Origin of the sequence: Spongiactinospora sp. TRM90649, from assembly GCF_029382225.1 — a bacterium.
In the GTDB taxonomy this organism is placed as follows: Bacteria; Actinomycetota; Actinomycetes; order Streptosporangiales; family Streptosporangiaceae; genus Spongiactinospora.
Genome location: NZ_JARLTC010000008.1, coordinates 20,099 through 33,924 on the forward strand (window position 1 = coordinate 20,099; position 13,826 = coordinate 33,924).

13 protein-coding genes are annotated in these 13,826 nt (G+C 67.9%); 12 read left to right on the forward strand and 1 reads right to left on the reverse strand.

Annotation, left to right across the window (positions count from 1 at the left end; all coding sequences use genetic code 11):
- Positions 1-265: 265 nt before the first annotated feature.
- The 5 genes from P3X83_RS11105 to P3X83_RS11125 all read left to right on the forward strand — a co-directional run bounded on the left by P3X83_RS11105 (position 266) and on the right by P3X83_RS11125 (position 5,677).
- A complete protein-coding gene (locus P3X83_RS11105; protein WP_277304866.1) occupies positions 266-1,576 on the forward strand; it encodes a helix-turn-helix transcriptional regulator in 1,311 nt (436 codons plus the stop codon).
- An 11-nt stretch (positions 1,577-1,587) separates the two neighbouring features.
- Positions 1,588-2,319, forward strand: a complete 732-nt coding sequence (locus P3X83_RS11110; RefSeq protein ID WP_277304867.1) for a toll/interleukin-1 receptor domain-containing protein — start codon at positions 1,588-1,590, stop codon at positions 2,317-2,319.
- On the forward strand, positions 2,316-4,271 hold the full coding sequence (locus tag P3X83_RS11115; protein WP_277304868.1) for a hypothetical protein: 1,956 nt from the start codon (positions 2,316-2,318) through the stop codon (positions 4,269-4,271). The genes P3X83_RS11110 and P3X83_RS11115 overlap by 4 nt, the downstream gene beginning before the upstream one ends.
- Positions 4,268-5,374, forward strand: a complete 1,107-nt coding sequence (locus P3X83_RS11120) for a hypothetical protein (RefSeq protein ID WP_277304870.1) — start codon at positions 4,268-4,270, stop codon at positions 5,372-5,374. Before P3X83_RS11115 ends, P3X83_RS11120 begins: the two co-directional genes overlap by 4 nt.
- A gap of 102 nt (positions 5,375-5,476) precedes the next feature.
- On the forward strand, positions 5,477-5,677 hold the full coding sequence (locus tag P3X83_RS11125) for a hypothetical protein (protein ID WP_277304871.1): 201 nt from the start codon (positions 5,477-5,479) through the stop codon (positions 5,675-5,677).
- A 26-nt stretch (positions 5,678-5,703) separates the two neighbouring features.
- Here the strand turns inward: P3X83_RS11125 and P3X83_RS11130 are convergent, their stop codons facing one another.
- A complete protein-coding gene (locus P3X83_RS11130; RefSeq protein ID WP_277304872.1) occupies positions 5,704-6,192 on the reverse strand; it encodes a GNAT family N-acetyltransferase in 489 nt (162 codons plus the stop codon).
- 222 nt (positions 6,193-6,414) lie between these two features.
- Here P3X83_RS11130 and P3X83_RS11135 point away from each other — a divergent pair, with 222 nt between their 5' ends.
- The 7 genes from P3X83_RS11135 to P3X83_RS11165 all read left to right on the forward strand — a co-directional run bounded on the left by P3X83_RS11135 (position 6,415) and on the right by P3X83_RS11165 (position 13,727).
- A complete protein-coding gene (locus P3X83_RS11135; RefSeq protein WP_277304873.1) occupies positions 6,415-6,888 on the forward strand; it encodes a MarR family transcriptional regulator in 474 nt (157 codons plus the stop codon).
- Between the two features lie 145 nt (positions 6,889-7,033).
- A complete protein-coding gene (locus P3X83_RS11140; RefSeq protein ID WP_277304874.1) occupies positions 7,034-8,662 on the forward strand; it encodes an AMP-binding protein in 1,629 nt (542 codons plus the stop codon).
- Positions 8,659-9,612, forward strand: coding sequence for a nitronate monooxygenase (locus tag P3X83_RS11145; RefSeq protein WP_277304875.1), 954 nt, complete (start codon positions 8,659-8,661; stop codon positions 9,610-9,612). The genes P3X83_RS11140 and P3X83_RS11145 overlap by 4 nt, the downstream gene beginning before the upstream one ends.
- 154 nt (positions 9,613-9,766) lie before the next feature.
- Positions 9,767-10,042 carry a hypothetical protein gene (locus tag P3X83_RS11150; protein WP_277304876.1) on the forward strand — a complete coding sequence of 92 codons (276 nt, stop codon included), beginning with the start codon at positions 9,767-9,769 and terminating at the stop codon, positions 10,040-10,042.
- An 8-nt stretch (positions 10,043-10,050) separates the two neighbouring features.
- The gene (locus tag P3X83_RS11155; protein ID WP_277304877.1) at positions 10,051-10,875 is read left to right on the forward strand and encodes a MoaF C-terminal domain-containing protein; all 825 of its coding nucleotides are present in this window, start codon (positions 10,051-10,053) and stop codon (positions 10,873-10,875) included.
- A gap of 131 nt (positions 10,876-11,006) precedes the next feature.
- Entirely contained in the window at positions 11,007-12,650 is a 1,644-nt protein-coding gene (locus tag P3X83_RS11160; protein WP_277304878.1) for an ABC transporter substrate-binding protein, read from the forward strand.
- 42 nt (positions 12,651-12,692) lie between these two features.
- Positions 12,693-13,727 (forward strand): alpha/beta hydrolase, encoded by a 1,035-nt coding sequence (locus P3X83_RS11165; RefSeq protein ID WP_277304879.1) that lies wholly within the window; start codon positions 12,693-12,695, stop codon positions 13,725-13,727.
- Positions 13,728-13,826: the final 99 nt, after the last annotated feature.

The window sequence follows — 13,826 nt, forward strand, 5'->3', positions numbered from 1 at the left end:
GCTCTGTGATAATGCCATGTTGCGTCCCGGCTTACGCCTCGTCGGCGACCACCAATCCGGGGCCTGAAGCGGTGGCGCGCGCGCATCCTCGGCAAGGAAGACTTCCATCACTTGCCCTCGTTCCGCTCGACACGCAGAGTCGTTTCCTGTTTCCTCCGAAGTTGGAAACAGGAAACCCACCGACGACCTTGCCTGCCCGGCGCCGTATACGGCAGCTTTGTTGGAGCGCTCCCGGGCTGTTCGGGCGGGGGTGACGGAGATTCACATGGTCGAGCAGCCGCCCCAGTTCGGTAAGGAATTACGGAAACGCCGGCTCGCCGCCGGTCTCTCCCTTACCGGGCTGGCGAAGAGGGTCAATTACAGCAAGGGCCAGCTCAGCAAAGTGGAACGGGGTCTGAAAAGACCAAGCCGACTGCTGGCTGGACTATGCGACGTGGAACTGGCCGCGGAAGGTTCTTTGATCACCTTTCTCGATGAGGAGATCACCGATGCGGAAGGCGTCACGACGAACGACGGCGGCACGGCCGGATCCCAGGAGGTGTGGCTGATGGGGCTGTCGCCGACAGGAGGAAGCCGGTTCCAGTCCATGAACCGGCGTCAGATCATGACCACGGGCGCCGCGTCCCTCGTGGGACTCGCAGGCGTCGGCATCGGCGGGCGGATGCCAGGCTCCGCGGTGGAGGGAGAGTCACTCCTGTCCGCGTCTCGCTCGATCTTCGACGAGTACCGCAGACTCGGCCAGTCGGTCGAACCCGGGCTTCTCCTGCCCGCGCTCATCGCGCAGACCCACAGCCTGCGCGAATACGCCGAACAGGCCGATCCGCGAACCCGTCGAGCTCTGCTGCTGCTGGGGTCCCGGTACGCGGAGTACATCGGCTGGCTGGTGCAGGAGATGGGTGACGAACAGGCCACCCTGTGGTGGACCCGCCGCGCCGTCGAGATGGCCGCGGCCGGCGGCGACCAGGACTTCGCCGCCTATGGTATGGCACGGCACGCCCTGATCACGCTCTACCGTAACGACGCCGGACAAACGATCGAACTCGCCCGGCGCGCGCAGCGCGACACGGTTCTGCCGAGGATCCAGGGGCTCGCCTCCATGCACGAGGCACAGGGACATGCCCTGGCCGGAAACCACACTGCCTGTATGTCCGCTCTCGATCGAGCGCGCACCGCACTCGATCGCCCCAGTGCGGACGAAGACACTCCGATCATCGGCCCGACGAACCTCCCCGACCCGGTGACCATGATCACCGGTTGGTGCCTGTACGACCTGGGCCGCCCGCGCGAGGCGGCCGAGATCCTCGGCTCCCAGCTCGCCGGGGTGCGGCCAGAGGCCTTGCGCACACGGGTCCGCTACGGCGTGCGGCAGGCGCTCGCGCACGCGGCGGCCGGAGACGTGGATCACGCCTGCCATCTGATCAGCGGTCTGTTGAACGACGTGGCGACCCTGAGATCCGCGACGGTGGCCATGGACCTCCCCCGGCTCGCGCGCGTGCTCGCCCGATATACGCATCACCCCGCCACGCGGGACCTCGCTCCCCGCCTCGGCGCCCTGACAACCACCGGTCTCCTCTAGGAAGGCGATTCGTGTCCGAGATCTTCATCAACTACCGCACCGGCGACGGCGACAAGACCGCCACCACGATCGAAACCAAGCTCGCCGACCGCTTCGGCAGGGAGCAGGTATTCCGGGACCGTACCTCGATCAGGCCCGGAGAACACTTTCCGCCCAGGCTGCTCCACGCGCTCCGGAGCAGCTCCGCCGTCGTCGCCGTCATAGGCCCGGGCTGGGCCCGCTCCCCTCTCCTACACGACGAGAAGGACTGGGTGCACCGAGAACTCGCCGAGGCGCTCGCCTGCCAGATCCACGTCGTCCCCGTCTTCGACGGCCTTGGTATCCAACGGCTGAAGGCCGAGGAGCTACCGGCGGACCTCGCCCGGCTCGCCGAGATCCAGTACTTCGAGCTCGGCGGCAACCACACTCAGGACCAGCTCATCGCACTCGGCAACCTCCTCGCGGATCTCGTGCCCGAGCTCAAGAAGACGGATCGCCTCGACGACCGTTCCAGCGAGCCGGGCACGGTGGCGAACTCTGTACACGACACTCACGGCACGACCGTTCAGGGGCGCGACCTCAGCGGCACGTTCCACATGGGCAAGGGCGACATCCGGCAACACACTCACGACACCAACACCACCTACGGCGGCTCGCACATCACCGGCCCCGGAGGCGTCCATGTGGCGGGCGACAACTCCGGCGGCATCAATCACCGATTTGGCGATTCCGCCATGCGGGATAAGGAGGACGACGTTCGTTGAACGACCAGTTCATCTATAACATCGGGCATGCCGATGGGGATTTCCTCCTCGGCAATGGCGATATCAGCGATCTCCTGAGGGATTCCAGCGGGAAAATGCCACGGGGTATCGTCGATGACCAGCTCGTATGGCTGCGGCGAAACTTCGTGCATCCCCGAGGTTTCGCGCGAGCGCGCAGCATCCTCGGCGAATACAGAACCGTATTCATTCGCGGTGTTCCGGGGAGCGGGAGAAGGACGGCGGCCAACATGCTGCTGTATGAACTGCGCGAGAAGGCCCGGACATTCCAAGAGCTACTGCTACAGGAGAACCGTCCCCATCATCTGGACCTGGAACAAGTGGGCAATGGAGACCTGCTGTTGCTCGATCTCATACCTGTGCAAGGAACGGACTGCCGCGAGGTCTGCGACGAGTTGGGGGCGCTACGCAAGACTGTAAAGGATCGAGCCGCCCACCTTGCGGTGGTCCTTTCCGATCACGCGGCCAGAACTCTGTCGTCCGACCTTCGGCGATTGGTCGTGGAGATGGCCGCTCCTGGAGCCGAGGGCGTGCTGCGCCGCCATCTTCGATCCGCAGGCATCATCGTCCTGCCGGAGCAGCCATGGCCGTCTCCCATCCTTCACCACCTTCGTACCGGTCCGTCGCTGGACCAGGTCGCGCACTATGCCGACCTGGTGGCCGAAGCGCGGGCGAAAAGCGGCGGGCGTGGTGATCTGCAGGCGTGGTCGAAGGCCGTTAACAACTCACGCTCGAAGCTGGACGTTGGGTTACCCAGTGCGGACGGTGAGCCGGAAGGCCGCAGGCAGGCCCTGTTGATGGCCACCGCGATGCTGCACGGAGCACACGCCGACGATATCCACCAGGCGAGCAACCTACTGCTCCAAGCGCTGGAACACGACGGTGACGAGCAGCCGATCCTTGAGCGAACAGACCTCGCCACCCGCTTCAAGAAGATCGACGCATATATCAAGCCACGTTCAAGGGAAGTCCTGTTCCGATCATTCGACTACGACTACGTCGTCAGACAGCACTTCTGGAGAAATATTCCAGAAATTCGCGATCCACTACGGAAATGGGTACAGAAGGCGCTCACCATTGCCGGACTGGACCAGCGTGAACGCGACCTCCTGGTCGAGCGGTTCACCGAACTCTGCCTGGATGAGCGTTACCGACCCATGTTGATGCCCCTGGTCGAAGACTGGTCCGCAAGGGGGAACAAGATTCATCTACGTGCGGCGGCCCTGACCTTGAGGCAGGGACTACTGGACGAGGAGAACGGCCAGTTCTTTCGCCGGCAGATCTATGAATCCGCCACAGCGGGAGAACCGTCCCACGGCCTCCGCTTCGTGCTGGTGCGGGCATGCAGCGACGTCATCGCCGTACGGCATCCCGACGAAGCGATGGTCCGACTCCACCACCTGGCACGCCGGGAACGCGACGGGATACTCGCCCGCGAAACGCTCACCGAGCTTGCCTGCGGCAAGCACAGGCATCACCGGTTCATGCTGCGAAGACTGGAGGAGGGCCTTCAACGCCCCCGGCGCTGGCCGGTGGACTTCGACCTGTTTCACGACCTCACCGCCCCGGACGCCCTCACTGCCCCAGGACCAGACGGGCCCGGACTGCTCGCGGAACCGGAGATGAGACATCGGTTGACCAATGGGTGGCGTGCCGTCTTCACCCACCATGCGGAGCGTGCCAAGGGCACGCGAGTACGTGACTGGCTGACGGCCGCACGAGATCGCGAAACATACCGGGAGGCACTGCTCGACGTGCTCGTCTCAGCGGCCACGCCCCGCATCCAGGTCCTGGCACCCCTGTACACCACCGCGCGCGACCTGCCGTACACCACCGAGGAAGAGCGGCAACGCGGCGCCCTCCTCGCGAAGACCCTGCGACAGAAGATCGCCGCGGCCACCAAGAACCACAAAGAAGGCGAGAGTCGTACATGAGCCAGGGACGTGGAACGGTGGACATGTACTTTGCCGCCATCGGCACGGTGCTACTGCTCGGCCTCGGCTACTTCGCCCCATGGCCCTTCTGGGCATCGGTCCTGCTGGTCAGCGCGCTGGTGGCGGGCGCGATACTCGTCACGCGGAGGGCAGGCCGTAGGCCGAGGCCGGAGTCCACCCCTGCCTACTCGTCGTTCCCTCCCGCCCCTAGACCGGAACAGAGACGGAAGCAGGTAGAGGAGATTCCGCTACCGAGTTCTACCAAGGATTACAATTTCCTGTTCTCGGCCACGGTGCTGTGGACCCCCAGCGAGGATACGTCGCACAACGTTCCTTTAAACCTGGAAGGCGTCGCCGTCCAGGCGGTCATCGAGCGCGCCAGAGAAGTGACCGAACGGTGGTCTCCGGAGCAGGTGAGCCTCGCCCAATGCGAATTGGGCGGCACGCTGGGACGCGCGCCGGAAGGCCATCGCGAAGTGCACGTCGTGGCGCAGGGAGTCGTCCTCACACTCGCGGACGACGACCGTAAGCGGCTGGAAATGCTAGCCATCCAGCGCAAGGAGATGGCCGTCTGGCAGCAGAACAAGGAGGCCGAACAAAGCAGACGGCGGTATCTCAGCGAGGACGTTTTGAAGAGCCCCGGCGCCGCGGTCGTCTGGCACCTGGACAGGAACGGTGAGCAGGTGGAAGCGACGGTGAACGACATCGTGCGCTTGACTCGGCTCTCCCTCGCGGCGCATGACAGGCTCCCCGAAGACCACGGAGCCGATCCAGCGCGCCCGCCATACCATGCGACGCCGGCCGACCATGCCGATGCCATGCTCTTCACCGCCGGCGTCGAGGATACGGACCAGCAAGCGTTCTTCGCCGCGGAACTGGCCGATCTGTTCACCAGGTACGGCAGCCAGGAAGCGGCGGACGACCTGCGGCGGCGCTTTGATCAGCCGCGGTCCCACCCGGCGTCGGAGGGGACCTTCAGGACACCAGAGGAGTCGAACCTCAACGGCACCGGTCACGACGACGGATCGGTCAATGGCTCGGCCGCCGCCTTGAACGTCGGCGCAGGGCCCGAGAGCGAGGATGGTGAACCTCGTCCCGAATGACCCGGAACGAGGGTGTCGGTGCCCGGTCGCCGGATGTGGGCGGAGTCGTGGCGGCGGAGGGTCCGCAGGTGGAGAAGGCAGAGCAGGGACAGCGCGGCGCAGGTGGCGAGAGCCAAGGGGGACGCTGTTGGGGAGCAGGAGACCACCGAGGGCGCAGCGCTGCTTCAGCCCGCCCGCACCGCCCGTACCCGACACCCTGGAGTGCCTCGCCCCGCCCTCTCCAGCCCGAAACTCCGCACGGCCCTGGCCGTGCTGCTCCTCCTCATCGGCAGCGCCGGGGGCTTCCTCCTCGGCCGCGTCTGACCCGTCGAGGCGACCTCGTAGGAGGGTCAGAGGCGCTGGTACATGATGTGGAGGCCGACGTAGCCGTGGGTCGGGTGGTGGAAGCCCTCGGGGAGGGTGGTCATCAGGGCGAAGCCGAGTGAGCGCCACAGGGCGACCGCTCGGGTGTTGGTCTCGACGACGGCGTTGAACTGCATCGCCCGGAAGCCGTCCTCTCGGGCCTGCTTCAGGACGTGTTCGCCCAGGGCCCGGCCGACTCCATGGCCGGAGTGGGCCGGGTCGACCATGAAGCTCGCACTGGAGATGTGGGCGGCGCCGCCGCGGTGGTTGCGGACGCTGTTGGCGGTGCCCAGGATGGTCTCGTCCGGGGAGACGGCGACGAAGGTGCGGCCCGGGGGTGCCGGGAACCACATCTGCCTGGCCTGGGATTCGGTGGTGTCGCGATCCCAGGAGAACGTCTCACCCGCCCGCACGATGCCCTCCATGAACGCCCACATCCCGGGCCAGTCGTCCGGTGTCGCCTCTCTGATCAGCATGGCCGCCAGCATGCGTCAGCCGCCCGGGGGCCGCAACCGGGTTTCGGGCCGTGATTCTGGGGGTCACTGAGGGGAGGTCACGGGGAGTCAGCGGGTCCGTACGGGGGGCGGGTCCGTGCGGGGGGTGGGCGGTGGAGGGGGCGGGTGGAGGGAGAGGCGATTGCCGCAAAATCGCTTGTTGTTGATTATGCAACACCGTCCCGCACAGATTACGATCCCCCCATGCCGGAGCGCGCGAACGTCAGGGATCTCGTCCCCATCGCCGAGTTGCTGTCCTATCGCCTGTCACGGACGTCGGCGGCGCTGTCCCGCAGCGCGGCGCTGCGCTACCGGCGCGAGTTCGACGTCACCCTCGGCGAGTGGCGGGCGATCGCCCTGATCGGGTCTGATCCGACGCTCACTCTGAACCGGATGGCTAGGCGCGCGGGTCTTGACAAAGCGCAGATGAGCCGGGTAGTGACCAAGTTGACGGAACGCGGCCTGGTCAACCGGACCGCGGGGTCCGGGCGGACGTACCAGCTGGCGCTCACCGAGGCGGGCATCGAGGTCTACCGTGGCCTCATACTCGCGGCGAACGAGCGCGACGCGACGTTCCTGGCCGTCCTGTCGCCTGAGGAACGGCAGGTGCTGGTGCGGGCGCTGGACAAGCTGGCCGACCTCGCGCTGGATGTGGAGCGTCACGAACGCGATCTCTAGAGTGTTGACAAAGTCAACAGGTTCGCGTACTCCTAGAGCCAGCAAGAGGAGGTGGCTCGATGGCCGACGCGGTCACGGTCTGCGCGTACGTCGTCCCGGGCGGACCACAGGTCCGGCGCACCGAATCCGGGACGGAGGAAGCTTGATGGATCTCAGAACTGCGTGTCCTCTCACCGCGCACGAGGCGCTGGACCGCGCCGCGCTGCTCGCTCCCGACATCGAGGCGATAGTCACCGCCGATGACCGGGTGACCTACGCCGAGCTGGCCGAGGAGGTCGCCCGCATTCGCGCGGCGCTCACCGCCGCCGGCATCGGGCACGGTGACCGGGTCGGCGTCTGCCTGGGCAACGGGCCGCGCTGGGTGGCCCTGTTCGTCGCCATCGGAAGCGTCGGAGCCGTCACGGTCCCGGTGAACACGCGGTTCACCGCCGGCGAGGTGGAGTACACGCTGCAGCACGCCCGCATCTCCACCCTGTTCGTGGCGGACCGGGTGCTGAGCGTGGACTTCATCGCGATGCTCCGTGAACTCGGCATCGGTCATGCCGGAACACCGACCTGCCCGGCCCTGCCCGATCTCAAGTCGGTCGTGGCGCTCGGCGAGAACGTGCCGAGCTGGGCGACCGCGTGGTCGGACTTCGTCGACGCGGGGAGCGACGTAGGCGACGTGCCGCCCACCGCCGGTCCGGACGACATCCTGCTGGTCCAGTACACGTCAGGTACCACCTCGCGGCCCAAGGGCGTGCTGCTCACCCATAGCAGCATGTGCGCCGACGCGTTCTTCGCCGGGGTACGCCTCGGCCTGCGCACGGGCGATCGCTACCACAGCGCGCGGCCGTTCTTCCACGTCGCGGGGAGCACGCTCTCGGTGCTCGCGTCGATCCAGCACGCGACCACGCTGGTGACCATGCCCCGCTTCGAGCCCGGCGAGGCGCTGCGCCTGTTCGAGGTGGAACGGTGCACGCACTTCTCCGGCAACGACACCATCGCGCTGATGCTGCTCAACCACCCCGACCGCCCCCAGCGGAAGCTGCACCTGCGGGGAGCCTGGGTCGCGGCGTCCCCCACCGTGATCCGGCGCGTGATCGACGAGCTGGGCGCCACCGAGTGCGTCGCCGCCTACGGCCTGTCCGAGGCCTCCCCCAACGTCTCGTTGTCCGCCTGGTGGGAGGACGAGGCCGTACGGGTCTCCGGCGCGATGCGCGTCCAGCCGGGTGTCGAGGTCCGGATCCGCGCCCTCGACGACGGTTCCGACTGCGCCCCAGGCGAACCGGGCTCGATCCTCGTCCGCGGCTGGAACGTCATGCGCGGCTACCTCGACGACCCCGAGCAGACCGCCGCCACCATCGACGCCGACGGCTGGCTGTTCACCGGCGACATCGGCATCCTCGACGAGGCCGGTCGCCTGCAGTTCGTCGGACGCACGAAGGACATCATCAGGGTCGGCGGGGAGAACGTCGCCCCCGCCGACATCGAGGACGCCCTGCACCGCCACCCCGGTGTCCGTCAGGCCGCCGTGGTCGGGGTCCCGCACGAGCGGCTGATCGAGGTCCCCTTCGCGTTCGTCGTGCTCACCGAGGCCACCGACGCCACCGAGGAGGAGCTGCTCGACTGGTCCCGCTCGCACCTCGCGGGGTTCAAGGTCCCTCGTTACCTCCGCATCGTGGAGGGGTTCGAGAACATCGGGATGACCGCCAGCTCGAAGGTGCAGAAGAACCAGCTCGCGGCCCACGCGCGCAAGCTGCTGGAGCAGGGGCGCAGCGGGGTGGGGGCGTGATCTCCACCTCGGTCACCCGCCTGCTCGGCATCGACCTGCCGATCATTCAGGGCGGAATGTCCTGGGCCTCGTCCTGCTCCGCCCTACCGCTCGCGGTGAGCCGCGCCGGTGGGCTCGGAGTCGTCGCCGTGGGCCCGATGCGGCTCCCCGATCTCACGCGCACGCTCGACGAGATGGAGGCCGGTACCGACCGGCCGTGGGCCGTCAACCTGCCCCTCTACCGGCGGGGCGCCGACGAGGTGATCGATCTCCTCCTCCGGCGCAGACCGCCGATCCTGATCGCGTCCCAGGGCGGGACGCAGCGCTACCTCGATCGCTTCCGCGACGTCGGCACGACCTGCCTGCACGTCGTCGCCGGCACCGAGCACGCCCACAAGGCGGCGACGGCGGGCGTCGACGGACTCGTCGTCGTCGGCGCAGAAGCGGGTGGCCACCCGCCGCCCGCCATGGTCACCACGCAGGTCCTCGTGCGCGCCGTCGTCACCGAGATCCCCGACATCCCCGTCATCGCCTCCGGCGGTGTCGCCGACGGCGCGGGTCTCGCGGCGATGCTCGCCCTCGGGGCCGGCGCCGCGCAGTTGGGCACCCGGTTCCTCGCCAGCCACGAGGCGACCGTCCACCCGAACTACAAGGCCGCCGTCCTCGCGGCGAACGTCGACGGCACCCGCACCGTCGGGCACGGCCTCGGCCTCACCCGCGCGCTGGCGAACGAGTTCACCGCCCGCATGACCGAACTCGAGGAGTCCAACGCGGACCTCGACGTGCGCCGCAAGGCGTTCCAGGCCGCGACGCTGAGGGACGCCGCACTGCACGGCCACGTCGACTGGGGCAAGGCCGAGGCGGGCCAGTCCGCCGGGCTCATCCACTCGGTGCTCCCGGCCGCCGAGATCATCGAGCAGATCGTCACGGAGTACGACGCCGCCTGTGCGCGGCTCCACCCAACTCGATAGCGGTCGCCGGCGCGCTTCGGAGCCTGTCGTCGATCACCGGACGTGCGGCGATCACCCGACCCAGTGCGGGCTCGCAGCACCTTGACAGCACCGAACTCGCCGATATCGGATATGGGATCGGCAAGCTTTGCCCTTGAGGCAAGGGAGGTAAATCTTGAACGAAACTGTTCAAGAGACGCGGATCGGCCACGTCACCACGGCGTTCGGCCATGACACCGCCGAGTTCCGCCGCGCCGTCTCCGCCTCGAACATGCCGCTCCGCATGACCGATGTCGCACCTAATGATCGATGCATAACCGCTCTTCCTGACAAACCAGAGTCCGCCGCTGCGGGCGAAACCGAGCTTGATGAGCCGAGCGGGGATCGCAGGCGCTGCCTCATCCGCGCCCGCGACGTGCCCGCTCGCCCTCGCCTCGTCTTCCTCCGGTGAGGAGAACCATGATCAGCGATCTTTCCGAAGCCTCGATCCGTCGACCCATCCACGGACTTCTCACGGCCGCGGACATCGGCCTCACCAGAACCGATCCGCCGCCCGCCCTCGTCGGCCGTGTGGTCGTGCTCTACGACGACCACGGCACCCGCGTCACGCACCGTTTCGGCACGGATACCGTCGCGTGGACGCGGAGCCCGGGGCGCGGAGACGACGTCTCGGCCTCCGGAGAGGACCACTATGAGGCGTTCCGGATCGCGGACGATCTCTTCTACGTGCAGTTCCGCCGCACGCGGACGCCGGAGGAGACCATCAGCCTCGCGCTCGACTTCACGAGCGGGCACGCGCTGTCGGTGACCAGTCTGATCAGCGACCCCGCACCGGGCCGCCCCCGGGTCCGGCAGCGCTTCGCGACGGCGCGGATCGAAGGCATCGAGTCGACGATGCTCCCACCGGCGCTGTCCACCGCGCTCACCGGCCGCCGGGTGCTGTGGGAGTACGGCCCCGACCGCGTGTACGAGCACATCTACCTCGGGCCGCGTCAGTACACCTGGCAGTGCCTGGCCGGTTCCGAGGAGGGGCTCGCGGACACCGACGAGTGCACCGCCTACGAACTGCGTCCCGGCATCTTCCTGTTCGCTTGGCAGGAGAAAGCGCTTCCCTGCGCGGCGGTGACGGTCGCCGACCACCGCGACATCCGCAGTATCCGTTCGCGGGGCGTGCTGTTCGGTCTCGACGAGGCGCGTCAGGCCCTCGCCCATTTCACACTCGACGGGTTCGGCAAGCTGATCAGCACGACGGTCTATCCCGCCGAGTTCGACCCGGCGCGCTAGTCCAGGCTCGTTAGTCCCGGCACGTCAGACCCGTTTCCGCGGGCCGGACGGCATCCGCCGTCCGGCCCGGGGGGCCCACATCACACCATCGGGAGACTGATACATCACGTCTAGTATGCACGGAGAGCGGGATGAACAGACGCAGAGCGAAGACCGTACTCGCCCTCGGAACAGTGGCCGCGCTGATGGGCACGACCGCGTGCACCAGCGGAGGCGGCGCAGCCGCCGGAGAAGACGTACGACCGACGATCCGATACGGGATCATGACCCAGGGCTTCACGTCGATGGATCCGCTCCAGGCGCTGCAGCCGCTCGACCGAATCCTGTCGATGATGCTGTTCGACGGCCTGGTCCGCTACCGGACCAGCGACACCACCGCGCCGTTCGAGCCGGGAATCGCGCAGGACATCCCGCAGGCGCAGACGAAGAACGGCAAGCAGGTCTGGACGATCAACCTCCGCGAGGGCGTCATGTGCCCGGCCGGACGCAAGACCAAGGCATACGAGCTCACGTCCGAGGATGTCGTGTACTCGCTGCAGCGTGCCGCCGACCCCGAACGGTCGTCGTTCGCCGGTAGCTACACCGACTACAAGAGCGTCGACGCCCCCGACGCCCGCACGGTCGAGGTCACGATGAAGCACCAGGTCTCCCCGGCCGTGTTCCTGTCGACGATCGCCAACTGGCAGGGCGGGCTCATGGTGTGCAAGAAGGCGGTGGAGGCCGAGGGAGAGGAGTTCGGGCTGCACCCGGTAGGACCGGGCCCGTACACATTCCGCGGCCACACCCCGGGACAGCAGGTCGACCTCGTCGCCAACGACGCCTACTACCTCGGCAAGCCCCTCGCGGCCGGGTGGACGATCCGCTTCATGAACGACGACACGGCCCGGCAGGCCGCGTTGTTCAGCGGCGACATCGATCTGGCCGACCCGTCGGCCGGCGGCGACCTGGGGCTGCGGATGATCGACGAGCGAGAGGGGTTCAAGGTCGTCACGGCCCCGTTGTTCGGCATCTGGTACGCCATGTTCAACACCAAGGTCAAGCCGCTGGACGACGTGCGGGTGCGCCAGGCGATGGCGTACGCCATCGACCGCGCCGACTACGTCGCCGCGGCCGGCCCACGCACCGCCAAGACCGTGCTCAGCGCCTGGAGCGACGCGATGCCGGGCGGGGTGCCCGACGCGCACACCAAGGAGGCGGGCCTGGCGTACGACTACGATCTGGACAAGGCGCGCAAGCTCCTGGCGGAGGCCGGATATCCCGACGGTTTCCGCATCACCGTCTCAGGTCCCGCGGGCATGCAGTACTACGAGATCCTGCAGGCGCAGCTCAAGAAGATCGGCGTCCAGGTCGACATCCGGAACGTCGACACGCCGGCCTGGCAGAAGGCCCAGTTGTCCGGCAAGGAACCGATCATCGTCACGCTCATCGCGTACCGGGCCACCCCGCAGATCACCTATGGCGCGTTCTTCTACGGACCCTCCTCCGTGCTGGGCGGAAGCCGTCCGGCGCAGAACTACATCGGCTACGACGGCGCGGACACGCTGATCGATCAGGTCACGCGGGAGTCCGACCCGGGACGCCAGACGCGGCTGTGGCAGGACATCAACGACCAGATCCTCCGCGACGCCGCGGCGAAGCCGCTGATGCTGGCCTACCGGACCTACGGCGCGGCGTGCGGGTTCACCTGGGGCGGCGTCGAGCCGCCCGTGGCGATCCCGGGGAACTGGCAGGCCGGCCACAAGGCCACGGTCGACCGCAATGCCAAGGGCTGTTGAGGCTCGCCTCCCCTGTCAAAGATCCAAAGGAGTAGCCACCCGATGACCGTGACACCCGTCCCGTTCGACCCCGACCTGCTGCCCGTCTACGAGGCCCTCACCAGCGGTGGGGGCCCGCCGCTCGGCCCGGAGGTCATCCGCGCGCAGCGCGGCGCCGGGCTGATGGCCAAGCCCATCGAGGACATCCTCGGTGGCCGTCCGGTGGAGTTCGAGGACCGGGTGATCCCGGGCCCGGCCGGAGCCCCGGACCTCACCGTCTCCATCCTGCGCCCGAAGGGCGGGGTCACGACCCCGGCCGCGCTGTACAACATCCACGGCGGCGGGATGTGCATGGGCAACCGGTTCTGGTCCATGGAGAGCTTCGTGGAGCTCGTGGACGTCTACGGGCTCGTCGCGGTCTCCGTGGAGTACCGGCTGGCGCCGGAGCACCCGGATCCCGCGCCGGTCGAGGACTGCTACGCGGGCCTCGTCTGGCTCTCCGAGCACGCCGGCGAGCTGGGCTTCGACCCGGGACGCATCGTCGTGATGGGGCGCAGCGCGGGCGGCGGCCTCGCCGCGGGCGTGTCGCTGCTGGCGCGCGACCGGGGCGGGCCCGCCATCGCCGGGCAGGGGCTGTACTGCCCGATGATCGACGACCGGAACACCACGCCGTCGAGTCACCAGTACGACGGGATCGGCTGGTGGGACCGTAACAGCAACCTCTGGGGCTGGCGTTTCCTGCTGGGTGACGCCGTGGGCGGCCCTGAGGTGTCCCCGTACGCGGCGCCGTCGCGGGCTACCGACCTGTCCGGTCTGCCGCCCGCCTACATCGACGCGGGCGCCTGCGAGGTGTTCCGCGACGAGGCCGTCGACTACGCGACACGCATCTGGGCGGTCGGCGGCCAGGCCGAGCTGCACATCTGGGCGGGGGCGTTCCACGGCTTCACGGAGCAGGCTCCCGACACCACGGTCAGCCGGGCGTCGAAGGCCGCCCGCGGCTCCTGGCTCGAACGCGTCCTCGATCTCCCCCCGGCGACCGCCGGGAAGGTCGAAGGCGGCGGGCCGGCCGCCACGCCGCTCGACGGCGTGCACGGATGATGACGGCCGTCCTCCGATATACACCAGCTTTGACATGTAATATATCAAGGGTAGAATTCAGGGTAGTAGAGGACGTCACGTAGCGCCGTCGTCATCGGC